The organism is Aeromonas eucrenophila (assembly GCF_000819865.1).
GTDB classification, from domain to species: domain Bacteria; phylum Pseudomonadota; class Gammaproteobacteria; order Enterobacterales; family Aeromonadaceae; genus Aeromonas; species Aeromonas eucrenophila.
Genome location: NZ_CDDF01000011.1, coordinates 54,566 through 68,240, shown reverse-complemented (window position 1 = coordinate 68,240; position 13,675 = coordinate 54,566). Strand labels below are relative to the sequence as shown.

Below are 13,675 nucleotides of genomic sequence, written 5' to 3'. Positions count from 1 at the left end.
CCAATTGTTCTGGCAGGGTGCGAGCGGTCGTTATTTTATTACAAAAAGCCCTATAAATCCTACCTGTTTAGCCCGGTCTGGCGTTGCCCAGCAGCGCCTCCAGTGCCTTGACCGCGAGCGGACGGCTGGTCAGGAAGCCCTGATAGTGCTGGCATCCCAGCTGCTTGAGGACATCCAGCTGCTCCTCATCTTCCACCCCTTCGGCGGTCACGGTGAAGCGAAACACCTTGGCCAAGTCCAGGATCGCCTTGACGATGGCCCTGTCCTGCTCGCTGTGCACCAGCGTCTGGATGAAGCTTCTATCCAGTTTGACCTCATCGGCCGGTAGATCGCGCAAATAAGCGAGGGAGGAATAACCGGTGCCGAAATCGTCGATGGAGATCAGGATGCCGAGCGCCTTGAGCTGGCGGATCTTGGCGATGCTGTCCAGCCGGTTTTCCAGCACCACTGACTCGGTCACCTCCAGCAGCAGGCGGGAGGGGGGCACGCCGGTGTCGCGCAGTATGTACTCTACCTGTTGCACGAAGCCGGCGGTGTGGAACTGGCGGGCGCTGACGTTGACCGACAGATGGGGAATGACGAGGCCGTTGTTGAGCCAAAAACTGTACTGGGCACAGGCGGTCTTCATCACCCAGTAGCCTATCTCCTGGATGAGGGTGGTCTCCTCGGCGATGGGGATGAACTCACCGGGGGGCACCATGGTGCCGTCGGCCTTCTGCCAGCGCAGCAGGGCCTCTATCCCGGACAGGCTGCCGTTGTCGACCCTGTATTGGGGTTGATAATGCAGCACCAGCTCGTTGTTGCGCAGGGCATCGCGCAGCTGGTTGCTCAGGGAAAGCTTGTTCTTCTCCTTCTCCGCCATGGCCTCGCTGAAGAACACATAGTTGCCTTGCCCCGCGCGTTTGGCCATGTGCACGGCGGTATCGGCCTGCTGCATCAGGATCAAATGATCCCTGTCATCGCCGCAGAAGAGGCTGATCCCCACGGAGGCGCTGCAGTGCAGCTTGTGATCGCCGATGTCGAACGGATTGCGGAAGATGCCCATCAGCTCGCGGGCGAAATGCTCCGCCAGGATCTTGGCGGTGACATAACCCTGGCCGAGTGCCGTGAACAGCAGGGCGAACTCGTCCCCCGAGGTCCGGGCCAGCACCAGGTTCTCCTGTGGCAGGGACTTGAGCCGCGCCACCACGGCCTGCAGCAGCAGATCGCCGCAGGCGTGGCCGAGGGAGTCGTTGATCGACTTGAAGTTGTCGAGATCGAGCAGCAGCAAGGCGCCCCATTGACCACTGGGGCTCTGCAAGGTGCGCTGCATGATGTCGTTCAGGCTGCGCCTGTTGTAGAGATCGCTCAGATCGTCGTAATAGGCGAGCCGCTCGATGTGGCGTGCGGCCTCCTTCTCACTGGTGATGTCGTGGAAGCTGCAGACGAAGTGGCTGATCTCGCCGGCCTCATCCTTGACGCCGCTGACCATGAGCCGGACCGGGAAGAGCTGGCCAGCCTTGTGCAGGCACTGCTCCTCACCGAGCCAGTACTCCTGCTCGTTGACGGCGGCGGTGACGTCATCTTTGAGGCTGTCGCCGTAGTAGGTCGGGCGCAGGGTGCCGATGTGAAAGCCGATCACCTCATCCGCCTCGAAACCTGTGATGCGGCTGAAAGAGTCGTTGACCTTGAGAATGATGCCGCTGTGATCCATCACCAGCAGACCGTCGTGGGTGTTGAAGGCCACTTCGGCCAGACGCAGGGCATCGTCATTGGCGAGGCGTTGCAGCTCGATGGCGGCCCGCTCACGCTGACTGTCGAGGGCGTCGAGCAGGGGCATGGGGTCGGCGAGCGGGCCATCGAGCAGCAGGGTGAGCTGGCCCAGAGGGGCGCCGTTCGGGCCATGGAGGGGGATGCCGACATAGGCCTTGGCATCGAGGGCCAGCAGTTGGCTGGCCTGGGGGTAGCGCAGGGGCAAGTCATCCACGTAGAGACTCTGGCCGTGCTGGAAGATCTCCCGGCCTGGTCCCATGTCCATCCGGATGGGTCTGACGGTGGAGAAGGTCTCCCCCGACAGGACGCAGCGTGGGATGATCCAGAGATCCTGACCGCGGGGCTGAAATTCACCTATCCAGCCGATGCGGGCCCCGCAACTGGCCATGGCCCAGCCGAGCAGGGCGCGGCAATAGTCGTTGCCGGTCTTGCAGCTCAGGGCGTCGGCGGGCAGGGAGATGGCCGCTGTCTCGGTCGCCGGCGGCTCAGGTTGCCAGTGACCCAGCAATTGGGCGCAGTGGCGCACCAGTTGCAGCGTCTCCTCGCTCGGCAGGAGCGTCTCGACGAACTCGAGGCTGAGCACCCCGATGAGCTTCTCCTGCTCCAGCAAGGCACCATCCAGGCGGGAGCAAACATTGGCATCAGCCAGGTAATAATGCTGGCTCAGCATGGGTTGATGGGCCGCCTCGGAGAAGCTCAGGGCGCCGCGGGTACGCAGGGCGCGGATATAGCGACTGTCCCCCCGGATGGCCCCGAGGGAAGGGACTCCCAGGGTGAAAACCGGGGTCAGCTGTTCGCTGCCAAGCGGGCCATTGGCCTGGTAGTGCCAGAGGATGAGGCGATCGGCGCCGAGGCACTCCTTGAGGCTCTCCAGCATGGCGGTGTACTGCTGCTGGCTGGCCATCTGGCTCAGGCGGGGCAGTTGCAACGACAGGTTGGCCGCGCTCTCCTGGCGCTGGGTCTGCAGGCAGATGAGCCAGAAGGCGTCTTGTTCGTGGGAAAGGGAGATATGCCACTGCAGATCGGCAAAGCGCAGCAACAGCTTGCCGCCCTGGCCGCTGGCGAGCCGCTGCTCTATGGGCTGGCGCAAGGCATCCGGCAACTGGGCCGGCCAGGCGCTTCTTGGCTCATCGAGCCAGTGGAGCGGCGTCTGCATCACATCGGTCAGGGCGACCAGCCGTTGGCTGCGGGTATCCAGGCGAAAGAACAGCGGCGCCTGGCTGGCGGTCGGGAGATGACTGAGCGCGGTAGACGACATGAACGGGCACTATCCTGTTGGGCAATTGTCTGCGGCCAAGAATACTGCAAAACCGGTCCAAACGAAATTTCATACCATGGGAAATGCAGGCACTGTCGATGCTTGCGTCCGGGGGCGGTCCGGCGATGGCCCTGCCGGATCATTGAAAGTCGGTTTCTCGCTTCGAACGCCGGCTCTGAGGTTCGGGTTGGGTACTTTGCATCGGGATTATCTGACGGCAGAGCAGGGTTTCCATAGAGACTCTTTTGGCTGTGACAGCCCTCCATTTCATGCGATCCCGTTTGTAAACGCCGCTGGCACTGAGAGTGAAATCACATTTTGACATCATGACCTCGAGTCGTTGTTGCCGGCTTTGGGGGCGAGGGAGTACTGTCTCGCAATCTGGTTTAAACCAACATTCAGGTGAGTGATGTCAAACACCATATATACCGTTGAAGTCGCTAAAGTAGCGCTGGATAAATGGATAGCCGATCACCGATTGGCTGCCGGCAGCAAGTTGCCATCCGAGCGAGCATTATGTGAAGCGCTCAATGTGAAGCGGATGACACTCAGACAGGCATTATTGAGCCTGGAATCAGACTCGGTCATTTTTAGAAAGGATCGTCGCGGCTGGTTTATGACGCCCGCTCGCTTTATTTATAATCCGAAATCTTCATCCAGCTTTCGTATCGCCGCCGAGGAGCAGGGGCGTGTTCCCAGTTGGGGATATTTAAGCAAAGAGCGTCTTGTTGAATATGAGGCGCGTTTCGCGACTCTTTTCTTCGGCGAAGAGAGGAAATCTATATATAAGATAACCGGTTGGGGCGCCCTGGACGAACACCTGGTGTTTTATCACGAGACTTATATTCATCCCGACTATGCCCCCGACTTTATCGATCATATCGGCAACGACTCTCTGCAGACGCTGTGGCAAACCCGTTTTGCTCAGACTGTGAAAACCAAGCACCTCACCTTCAGTCCCATTCGGATTGGTGCGGATATTTGCCGGCATCTGGGTTGTGCTCCCGGATCGCCCGCCATTCTCGTCGAAAAGCACAGAGCGAATGTGGACGGTGTCGTAGTGCATATCGATATCGAATATTGGCGTTTTGAGTCTGTGGACTTTGTTATTCATCTGTGAGGTTGTAAATATGAACGCAATTCAGGCCAGAAAAATCCTCGCGCGGCAGGGATCGCTGCCGCTCTATCTGCACGCATATTCTTTCCACATGAACATGCGTCTGGAGCAGATCTTGCCAGCCGATCTACTGGACATTGCCCATCAGCAGGGGTTGCGCGGGGTCAAGATCCATATCCTGGATGGAGAGAGCCGTTCCCTGAAGCACCTGAGCGACCCGGAACTGGTGGCCTTTCGCCGCAAGGCCGAGCAACTTGGGCTGGATATCAACCTGGAGATCAGCTCCTCCGTACCGGCGGAGATCGATGAAGCTGTCACCGTCGCCGAGAAGATAGGCGCCACCTCGCTGCGTTTCTATCCTCGCTATGAGGGTCATCTATCGTCTGTGCTGGCGCGGATCCGTGATGACCTTGCGCATATCAGGCAGCAGCACGGCCATCGGGCGTTGTCCTTCACCATAGAGCAGCATGAGGATCTGAAGTCAGGTGAGCTGGTGCAGCTGGTGCAGGAGAGTGGCATCGATTCCCTCTCCCTGTTATTTGATTTTGGCAACATGATCAATGCCAACGAGCAGCCTCTCGAGGCGTTGCAGATCATGGCGCCCCACATAGCCCACGTACATATCAAGGATGCCAAAATAATTCAGGAAGGGACTGGCCTCGGCCATATTGCATGCGCGTCCGGGACCGGGGATATGCCATTCGAAGAGCTGTTGAAACAGCTGATCTGTTTGGGGGACGATGCGCCTCAGGTACTCGCCTACGGATTGGAAGAAGAAGTGGATTATTATGCGCCGGCATTTCGGTTCAGCGATGAGGGCAATGATCCCTGGATCCCGTGGCGTGAAATGAGTGAAACCCCCTTGCCGGCTCCCGAGCTATTATCGGCGCGCCTGGCGCAAGAAAAACAGGATGCCATTCGCCAGATAGAACACGTCAGAACCGTTCTGAAAAAACTGGTCACTCAAGCCGAAGCCATTCTGAATTAATAAAAAGTACGTCCCCTACTCATAATATAAAACAAGAGACACTATTATGCTCACCAAGAAGAGATGGGCTCTTTTCAGCCTGCTCACGCTGTGCGGCGGTACTATCTATAAATTGCCATCGCTGAAAGACGCATTTTATATCCCCATGCAGGAATATTTTAATCTGACCAATGGACAGATTGGTAATGCCATGTCGGTCAACTCCATAGTGGCGACCATGGGTTTTTTCTTCTCTATCTATTTCGCCGATAAATTACCGAAGAAATATACGATGGCTATTTCGCTGATAGCCACCGGCTTATTGGGACTCTATCTTTCGAGCATGCCGGGATATTGGAGCATATTGCTGATCTGGGCCCTGTTTGGCGTGACCTGCGACATGTTGAATTGGCCGGTCCTTCTCAAGTCGGTCAGCCTGTTGGGGGACAACACCCAGCAGGGACGGCTGTTCGGTTTCTTCGAGACCGGGCGTGGGGTGGTGGATACCGTGGTCGCCTTCTGTGCGCTGGGGGTCTTCGCCTATTTCGGCAGCGGCCTGAGCGGTTTCAGGGCCGGCATCCTGTTCTACTCCTGTATCGTCATCGTGGTGGGGATTGGCATCTTGTTCCTGATGAACGACGAGGAGAAGACCGGGGCCGAGCAGAAGGCGGCGCGTACCGGCGATCTCTCGTCTGTGCTCAAAGACAAGCTGGTGTGGCTCATCGCCCTCAACATCTTCTGCGTCTACTCCGTCTATTGTGGCCTGACCTTCTTCATTCCCTTCCTGAGCAAGATCTACGCCCTGCCGGTGGCGCTGGTTGGCGCCTATGGCATCATCAACCAGTACTGCCTGAAGATGGTGGGAGGCCCCATAGGCGGCATCATAGCGGACAAAGTCCTGAAGTCCCCCAGTCGTTATCTCTGCTACAGCTTCATGGTCAGCACCGTCATGCTCGGCCTGCTGATCGTCCTGCCCCATGAGCAGATGTCCGTCTACCTCGGCATGGCCTGCACCCTGGGCTTTGGTACCGTGGTCTTCACCCAGCGCGCCGTCTTCTTCGCCCCCATCGGTGAGGCCAGGATCAAGGAGGACCATATCGGTTCCGCCATGGCGATGGGCAGCTTCATCGGCTATGCCCCGGCCATGTTCTGCTTCAGCCTCTATGGCCACCTGCTGGATCAATACAGCGGTCTGTTGGGGTATCAGATAGTGTTCGGCATCATGGCCTGCTTCGCCTTCGCCGGGACCGTCATCTCCACCCTGCTGGTGCGGGAGATCAAGCGTCAGGGCGCCGCCACCACGGCCGAAGCCATCGCCGCGAGTTGATGTGCAGGGCAGGGGGCTTGGAATGAGTGAGCGCCTTGCCCAGGTGAAATGAGAGAGGGGTGCCATTGGCTCCCCTCTCGTCTTGTGGCTTTCACCCCTCTGGTGAGAGGGCCGTCATTCGCGAGGCTGACCGAGCTGCTTGCGCAGATGGTGCTGTAGCACCGCCAGCATGCAGGCGCCGGAGAGGCCGATCATCAGGGCGCCATTGACCGCTTCGAGGGGGCCCAACAGCTTCCACTGCGCGCTCATGACGATATCGCCATAACCCAGGGTGGCGAAGTTGACGCCCGAGTGATAGACGGCTTCCTGCAGGCTATTGAACTCCCCCAGCCACAGGAAGAGGGCGCCCCAGACACCGATCTGGGCCAGGTTGCCCAGCATCACCAGGGTGATGATGCCAAACAGCGCAAGCACCCCGGCGAGGGCCCCCTCCCGCTCACCGAATCGCTTGATGTAGAAGCGAATGCACCAGACGGACACCAGGGATTGCAGCAGCATGTTGGCCAGGATCACCGGGATGCCGACCAGAAAAATATGAAACATCTCAGTCTCCTAACTTGGCTTCCGCCAGTGGCCGGCCCGCTGGCCAGCACTGCTCGAGCAGCAACATACAGAGCCAGCCGTAGCCAGCCACCAACAGATAGAGGCCGCAGCGCATGGCGGCGGCCAGCCAGACATCCTTGCCGGTGGCGCTGTCCTCGATCGCCGGACCAAACAGGATGAGGGCGGTGATCCAGGCGTTGCTCCAGAACGAGGGCGGGAAGCGACCCGCCACCAGTCGCACCAGGCGGCGTGCCAGCCAGAGCGTCATCAGGGCCAGCAACAGCACCAGCATCAACAACGAGGGCCAGAGGCTGAGTCCCAGCCAGAGCACGAAGGCGATCAGCGCCCCCATCAGGGTCGAGAGCACCAGCTCCCGGCCCGCCTGCCTGGCGGTGAGGGAGCCGCTCTGCTGGGCCAGGGTCACCGTCTTCATCACGGCCGGGATGTAGAAAGCCGGATTGCCGAGGGCCAGCAGCCAGACCGGCAACACTATGGCCACGGCGCGCAGCGCCAGTCGCTCGGGATGTTCCGGGGGAGGCGGCAGTGGCCTCGCCACGGCATCCGTCACCGGCTGGGGCGGGAACAGTGCGTGGGCCAGCCGGTTGACCAGGGTGCCCACCAGGATCCCCACCGCCATCATCTGGGCGATGGCGATGGCCAGCACCTGCTCGATGAGGCCGGCCACCGGGATCACCGTGATGGCCATGATGAGCAGCATGGCGGAGGCGCCCTTGCCCGCCATCGCCTGCTGCATCAGCAGGTAGAGCAGCAGGCAGACGAGCAGCACGGCCGCCAGGGCATAGTGGGTCAAGAGGGGCACCAGCAGCACGCCACCTATCATGACCCCCATCAGCAGCAGCGCCCCGGCCACCCCTTTCTTCAGGCCGAGGGCCTCCCCGGGCTTGCACAGCACCACCCAGGCCATGATGACCCCGAGGTGGGGCATGGGCAGGGCCAGCCCGTAGCAGATCAGGGTCGCGAGCGCGATGCCCGTGCCGATCCGCAGTACTGCCCTGTCGGCGTTATGCATATGGCGCCTCAATAGAGGAAGGAGCAGAGGCTCATCAGGCGGATGTAGAGCGATCCCAGCAGGTTCATCAGCCCACTCTCGCCCGCATAGACCAGCACATCGGCCTGGCCTCCCACCCGCAGTGCGTCGGTCGGGGGCAGATCCTCGGCCTTGAAGGCTATCTTGACCGGGAAACGCTGGGCCTGGCGCAGCCAGTCACGGTTGTTGTCCACCGTCGGCAGGGAACCCGCCGGTTGACTCTTGCCGTCACTCACCCCGTAGCCGATGCTGCGCACCTCGCCTTCGAACAGCTGGCCGGGCAGGCTATCGAGCAGGATGGCGACCTTGTCTCCCGGCTGAATATTGCCAAGGTTGTTCTCGGTGAGATCCGCCGACAGCCAGACGTCGTGAATGGCGATCAGGGTCATGGCCGGGGCGCCGGCCCCGATGAACTGGCCCGCGTCCGTGCTCAAGTCGGTGATGAGGCCGCGACCGGGGGCCACCATCAGGGTGTTCTTGCGATCCAGCTCTGCCTTGTGCACCGCCGAGCGGGCGCTGAGCAGCTGGGAGTTGTTCTCACCGTTCACCCCTGCGGCCTCGATGGCGCGACGCACATCGGCCTCGGCCGCGGCCACCTGGCTCTTGGCCGTCTCGCGGGTGGCCTGGGCGACTTCGAGGCGACGGACCGAAATGGCACCCGGATCTTCCCGATAGAGGCGCTCCTGGCGGTCGGCATCCTTGGCCGCATTGTCATAGGCGGCGCGCATGGCCTGCAGGCTTGCCTCTGCGGCCTTGATGCCTTCACCGCTCGCCTTGACGCTGCTGAGCACCGTCTGGTAGTCGGAGCGCGCCTTGGCGAGGGCGATGTCGTAGGGCTCGGGATCGATCTCGAACAGGGAGGCCCCTGCCGACACGTCCTGATTGTCGCGCACATAGACCTGCTTGATCTGGCCGGATACCTCGGCGGCGACGGGGACCACAAAGGCTTGCACCCGGGCCTGGGAGCTGTAGGGGGTGAGCCGGTCGGCCAGCAGATACCAGCCGAGCAGCAGGGCGATCAAGCCCAGCAGCCCGAGAGTGGCGCGGCTGCTGGCCTGACCGGGAGAAACATTGCTGTCAGTCATTCGATGTTACCTTCTGGTGCTGGGTTTGAGGCTGAGGCCGGGTTGCGTCGAGCAGGGGAGCCCAGTCGGCGCGGGCGCGCAGCTGGGCTTCCACCTCCGGGGTCACCAGGGGGCGCGATCGTCCCTGCTCCCAGCCACCACCCAGCGCCTTGTAGAGAGTGATGAGATCGCGCATCTGGGCACCACGGCTGTTGACCAGGCGCTCCTGCTGGTTGAACAGGGCGCGTTGGGAGTCGAGTACCCGCTGGAAGTCGGCCATTCCCTCGCGGTACTGGGTGTTGGCGATGTCCAGTGAACGGCGGGCCGCCTCACCGGTCTGGGTCAGCAAGGCGAGCTCATCCTGGCCGTTGGCGTAGCCTACGGCCGCATCATCCACCTCGCGGGCGGCCTTGAACACGGTATCGCGGTAGCGTTCATGCAACTGCTGGAAGCGGGCATCCTGCACCAGGATCTGGTTGCCGAGCCGCCCCTGATCGAGCAGGTTCCAGCTTAGCGAGGGACCGACGGCCCAGGAGAAGGTGCCACTGTCGCCACCGGTAGCGCTAACTCCCAGGGTGCCGAGCAGGGTGATGGAGGGATAGAGATCGCTCTCGGCCACCCCGATCAGGGCCGACTGGGCAGCCAGTTGCCGCTCCGCGACCCGCACGTCGGGACGGCGGCGCAGCAAGTCGGCCGGCATTTCGGCGACCAGGGCGAGCTTGCCCTCCGGGATCTTGCCGGTGTTGGCGGCCATCTCGGGCAGCGGGCCCGGTGTCCTCGCGAGCAGGGTACTCAGGGCATTCTGGCTCTGGCGCAAGTTGGTTTCGAGCTGGGGTATGCCAGAGAGAGTGCCCAGATACTGGGTCTTGGCCTGTTGCACATCCAGCTCGGCGCTGTTGCCGCTCTTGAACAGCCGCTCGGTGATCTCCAGACTGCGCTGCTGGATACGGGCGTTCTCATGGGCGATTTGGAGTCTGGCCTCGACGGTTCTGATGCTCACATAGAGCTGGGCCACCTGGGCAATCATCAGCACCTGGACATCGTCATACTGGGCCAGAGTGGCGAAGTAATTGGCGTCAGCCGATTCTATGCCGCGCTGGAACTTGCCCCAGAAGTCGAGCTCCCAGCCGAGATTGAAGCCCGCGCCATAACTGCTGCCGGCACTGCTGTGGCCGTTGCGGGTCTGACCCGCCTGCAGTAACTCGGCGGTGCCTATGGTGGCCTGGGGACCGAGCAGGCTCTCGGCGATGCCGAGCTGGGCCTGGGCCTCGAGGATGCGCAGACCCGCGATCCGCACGTCCGGATTCTTCTTCAGGGCCTCTTCCACCAGGGCGCTCAGCACGGGATCCCCGAGTTGGTGCCACCACAGACGATAGTCGGCGGCTGCGGTCGTTTTCTGACTCTCGCTGGCGCTGTGCCAGTCAGTAATCTCCTTGACTTGGGGTGTCTGGTAGTCGGGGCCGAGCACGGTACAGGCGCTGAGCAACAGGCATGCGCCCCCTGTGAACAGGGGGCGCATAGAGGGAAGAGCGATGACCATGGGGTTATTTTTCCGCAGTGGCCAGGCCTTCGTTGACCCAGGCCATGAAGATGCGATAGCCGATGGAGAGCATGGTGGCACCGATGAACATGCCGAGGATGCCGCTGGTGGCCATGCCGCCAAGGGCGCCGAGCAGTACTACCGGCATGGGGGCATCGACCCCGCGTCCCAGCAGCAGCGGTTTCAGCACATTGTCTGCCATGCCGGCAATGACCAGCAGCACCGAGTAGATGATGTTGACCAGGGTGCCGTGATCCCCTGCCATCCACATGTAGGCGATGATGGGACCGGTGACCAGAATGACGGGGACCTGGGCGATGCCGAGGATGAGGGCCAGGATGAAGAAGATGCCCACGGCCGGGATCCCCGCCAGCGACATGACGATGCCGGCCAGCAAGGCCTGGATGAAGGCCACGCCGATCACCCCTTGCGCCACCGCCCGTATGGTGCTGGTGCACAGCTTGGTCAGGGCGTTACCCTTGCGCTCATCGGTGATGCGAATGGCGATGCGGTTGGCACTCACTGCGCCTGGGGCACCCCAGGCCATCATGATTCCCGCCACGATGAAGGAGGCGACGAAGCCCAGCAAGCCACCGCCCATGCTGGCCAGCATGCCGACGACCTGCTTGGCAAGATCCCCCAACTGCGGCTTGTAGCTGATGATGAGGCTTGGCAAGTCCACCGAGGCTTTCAGCCAGATGGCGTGCAGCTTGGCACCCACCAGCGGAATGTTGGCGATGTCGGCGGACGGGGCCGGGATCACCAGAGTGTTGTTGTCCACCTTGTCGACCAGGGTGCTGACGCTGTCACCCAGCGAGCTGACCATGGCAACCGTGGGAGCCACGATCAAGAGTATTCCCAGCAATACCAGCAGGGTCGATGCCTTGCCCTGTTTCCCGCCAAGGCGCGCGGCGAAGCGCTGGTGGAGGGGATAGAGGGTAACCGCCAGGATCAGGGCCCACAGCATCATGTTCATGAAGGGGGAGAACACGGTGAAGCAGAAAGATCCCAAGGCCAGGATAAGACCGAACTTGATGAACATATCCAGGAATCTGGCAACCAGTCTTTTTTCGACTACGGCAAGATCATTAATTTCCATTCTGGTATCACTCCAACAGGTGATGAGCGCACAACAATTCTGGCCCGACAAAAGCCGAGCCAGCAAGTAAAGGTTGCGCAGTAATAAATGAACTTGAGTTCAAACATTGAGGGTGCGCCTTGGTATTGCACCATGCCTTCTTTTCATTGATGGCACAGACGTCAAGTTTTTAAAAAATGACTTAACCGTTTGATATTAGGTTGATTGGTGCAACAGTTCCAGTGGGGCTAGAGAATAAAGAGTCCTCGCATACCACACAAGTGAACTGTTGTTCCCAGTTTAGCTTGGGTTCAGAAAACGGGGGATAAAGGTATATATAAAATAGTTATCCATTAATAAGCCTCGAATGGGTTACACCAATATCACTCTTATGGGTAGATATATGTGCTGAAATATACCTCTTGCACGACATTATCCCTGTCATGGATGTGTATTCATGGGAAACCCTATATTCTATTGGCTCCTGAGCCGCGTCAGCGGCGACTCCACCCGGGATGAAACTTATGCGCCTTTTCGAGCCCAAACCCCTACCTCGTGCCTCCTATGCCTGCCGTCCTTGGTCAGCCCTGTTGCTGACTGCTGTGCTGCTCGCCGGTTGCGGCCCAGAGCCCGCGACTGAGGCCAGTCCGCCGTCTGCGGCGCAGCAAGAGAGCGGCGCCCCGAGCGAGATCAGTCAGGCCAGTGCTCGCCAATACCGGGATGCACCGGCGCTGGCGCTGGTCTTCTCGGCCCCGCTCTCACCGCGCAGCAGCTGGCAGCGCTGGCTCGCCGTGAGCGAGGGGGGCAAGCAGGTGCAGGGGGACTGGGTCCTGGCCGAGGATGGCCGCACTCTTTACTTCCCGCAGGTTGCCCCCGACAAAAGCTACGAGGTGACCCTCGAGGCGGGGCTGGGGCCCGCCCCCCAGAGTTGGACCATCAAGACCCGGCCGTTGGTGGCGGGGGCCTCTTTCACCGCCAGCGGCATGGTGTTGCCGCTGCGCCAGGAGCTGCGCCTGCCCATCAGCGCGGTCAACGTGGACGAGGTCAATATCGACTTCTTCCGCATCGAGGCCGACTATCTGCCGCGCTTTCTGGCGGAATACAAGCCGGGGGCGGGCATGGGCAACTGGGATCTGGAGCAGATCAGTGCGCGGGCCAAACGGGTGTTCAGCGGCCGCTACGCCCTGGCGCTCGATCCGAACCGCCGCGAGACCCGCCTCATCAACGTGAAGGAGCCGCAACTGGCGGAGGCCGGGGTCTATTTCGCGGTGATGTCTCCCCTTGGCGACTACAACTGGCGCAAGGAGACCACCTACTTCGCGGTGAGCGACATGGGGCTCAGTGCCCGCCGCTACCCGGATCAGCTGGAGGTGTTCGTCAGCTCCCTGGCCAGCGCCGCTCCCCTCAAGGATGTGCAGCTCTCCCTGCTCGATGAGAAGGGCAACCGGCTGCAGGTGCAGACCACGGACGTGCAAGGTCATCGCCGCTTCGAGCAGATCCAGGGGGCCCGCCTGTTGCTGGCGGAGCAGGGTAAGCACCTGGCCGTGCTGCGCCTCGACGGCGCCGCGCTGGATCTCTCCTCGTTCGATCTGGGCACCCAGCCCTGGCAGGCCCAGCAGCTCTATCTGTTCAGCGGCCGGGATCTCTATCGCCCCGGCGAGCGGCTCGACAGCGAGATCCTGCTCAAGGGGCAGGATGGTCAGCTGTTGCCGGGCATGGCGGTGGAGCTGGAGATCAAGCAACCGGACGGCCAGCTGCTCGAGCAGCGGCGACTGCTGCCAGATAGCCTGGGCGCCGCGCACTATGACGTGCGCCTGCCGGGCGATGCCCCCCTTGGGCGCTGGAACATCATCCTCAAGACCGCCGCCGGCAGCCGCTTCGAGTGGCCCTTCCTGGTGGAGGAGTTTCTGCCGGAGCGACTGAAGCTCCAGCTGGGCAAGGGGCCGGATGGGGAACTGCTCGGCGATGCCGATGCGCTGAC

Annotated in this window: 10 protein-coding genes; 4 read left to right on the top strand and 6 right to left on the bottom strand. The window is 61.2% G+C overall.

Translation table 11 applies throughout. The features are described from left to right. Positions 1-67 precede the first annotated feature (67 nt). Positions 68-3,010, bottom strand: coding sequence for a sensor domain-containing phosphodiesterase (locus BN1124_RS10630; RefSeq protein ID WP_042641716.1), 2,943 nt, complete (start codon positions 3,008-3,010; stop codon positions 68-70). A 409-nt stretch (positions 3,011-3,419) separates the two neighbouring features. Here BN1124_RS10630 and BN1124_RS10625 point away from each other — a divergent pair, with 409 nt between their 5' ends. From BN1124_RS10625 to BN1124_RS10615, 3 genes are read left to right on the top strand one after another with little or no spacing between them, the layout of a single operon-like run. Next, positions 3,420-4,130 carry a GntR family transcriptional regulator gene (locus BN1124_RS10625; RefSeq protein ID WP_042641713.1) on the top strand — a complete coding sequence of 237 codons (711 nt, stop codon included), beginning with the start codon at positions 3,420-3,422 and terminating at the stop codon, positions 4,128-4,130. 10 nt (positions 4,131-4,140) lie between these two features. Continuing rightward, positions 4,141-5,115, top strand: a complete 975-nt coding sequence (locus tag BN1124_RS10620; RefSeq protein ID WP_042641711.1) for a sugar phosphate isomerase/epimerase family protein — start codon at positions 4,141-4,143, stop codon at positions 5,113-5,115. A 46-nt stretch (positions 5,116-5,161) separates the two neighbouring features. Then, entirely contained in the window at positions 5,162-6,421 is a 1,260-nt protein-coding gene (locus tag BN1124_RS10615; protein ID WP_042641709.1) for an MFS transporter, read from the top strand. A 114-nt stretch (positions 6,422-6,535) separates the two neighbouring features. On the opposite strand, the gene BN1124_RS10610 is transcribed toward BN1124_RS10615, so the two are convergent. The 5 genes from BN1124_RS10610 to BN1124_RS10590 are packed head-to-tail and all read right to left on the bottom strand — an operon-like array spanning position 6,536 to position 11,715. After that, complete coding sequence (locus BN1124_RS10610; protein ID WP_042641707.1) at positions 6,536-6,964, bottom strand: ion channel; 429 nt, start codon at positions 6,962-6,964, stop codon at positions 6,536-6,538. Position 6,965: 1 nt separating this feature from the next. Beyond that, positions 6,966-7,994: a DUF2955 domain-containing protein gene (locus BN1124_RS10605; RefSeq protein WP_042641705.1), complete on the bottom strand. Its 1,029-nt coding sequence runs from the start codon at positions 7,992-7,994 to the stop codon at positions 6,966-6,968. Positions 7,995-8,002: 8 nt separating this feature from the next. Further along, on the bottom strand, positions 8,003-9,097 hold the full coding sequence (locus BN1124_RS10600; RefSeq protein ID WP_042641703.1) for an HlyD family secretion protein: 1,095 nt from the start codon (positions 9,095-9,097) through the stop codon (positions 8,003-8,005). After that, complete coding sequence (locus BN1124_RS10595) at positions 9,090-10,616, bottom strand: efflux transporter outer membrane subunit (protein WP_156128257.1); 1,527 nt, start codon at positions 10,614-10,616, stop codon at positions 9,090-9,092. The genes BN1124_RS10600 and BN1124_RS10595 overlap by 8 nt, the downstream gene beginning before the upstream one ends. Positions 10,617-10,620: 4 nt before the next feature. Next, positions 10,621-11,715 (bottom strand): AI-2E family transporter, encoded by a 1,095-nt coding sequence (locus BN1124_RS10590; protein WP_033131539.1) that lies wholly within the window; start codon positions 11,713-11,715, stop codon positions 10,621-10,623. Positions 11,716-12,218: 503 nt separating this feature from the next. Between BN1124_RS10590 and BN1124_RS10585 the strand changes: the two genes are divergently transcribed. After that, on the top strand, positions 12,219-13,675 hold a 1,457-nt coding region (locus BN1124_RS10585; protein WP_042641700.1), incomplete at its 3' end, for an MG2 domain-containing protein.

Bases quoted from the DNA above. Each gene is read 5' to 3' on its own strand.
- BN1124_RS10595 (WP_156128257.1), bottom strand. From the start codon at position 10,616: ATGGTCATCGCTCTTCCCTCTATGCGCCCCCTGTTCACAGGGGGCGCA.
- BN1124_RS10600 (WP_042641703.1), bottom strand. From the start codon at position 9,097: ATGACTGACAGCAATGTTTCTCCCGGTCAGGCCAGCAGCCGCGCCACT.
- BN1124_RS10605 (WP_042641705.1), bottom strand. From the start codon at position 7,994: ATGCATAACGCCGACAGGGCAGTACTGCGGATCGGCACGGGCATCGCG.
- BN1124_RS10610 (WP_042641707.1), bottom strand. From the start codon at position 6,964: ATGTTTCATATTTTTCTGGTCGGCATCCCGGTGATCCTGGCCAACATG.
- BN1124_RS10625 (WP_042641713.1), top strand. From the start codon at position 3,420: ATGTCAAACACCATATATACCGTTGAAGTCGCTAAAGTAGCGCTGGAT.
- BN1124_RS10615 (WP_042641709.1), top strand. From the start codon at position 5,162: ATGCTCACCAAGAAGAGATGGGCTCTTTTCAGCCTGCTCACGCTGTGC.
- BN1124_RS10630 (WP_042641716.1), bottom strand. From the start codon at position 3,010: ATGTCGTCTACCGCGCTCAGTCATCTCCCGACCGCCAGCCAGGCGCCG.
- BN1124_RS10620 (WP_042641711.1), top strand. From the start codon at position 4,141: ATGAACGCAATTCAGGCCAGAAAAATCCTCGCGCGGCAGGGATCGCTG.
- BN1124_RS10590 (WP_033131539.1), bottom strand. From the start codon at position 11,715: ATGGAAATTAATGATCTTGCCGTAGTCGAAAAAAGACTGGTTGCCAGA.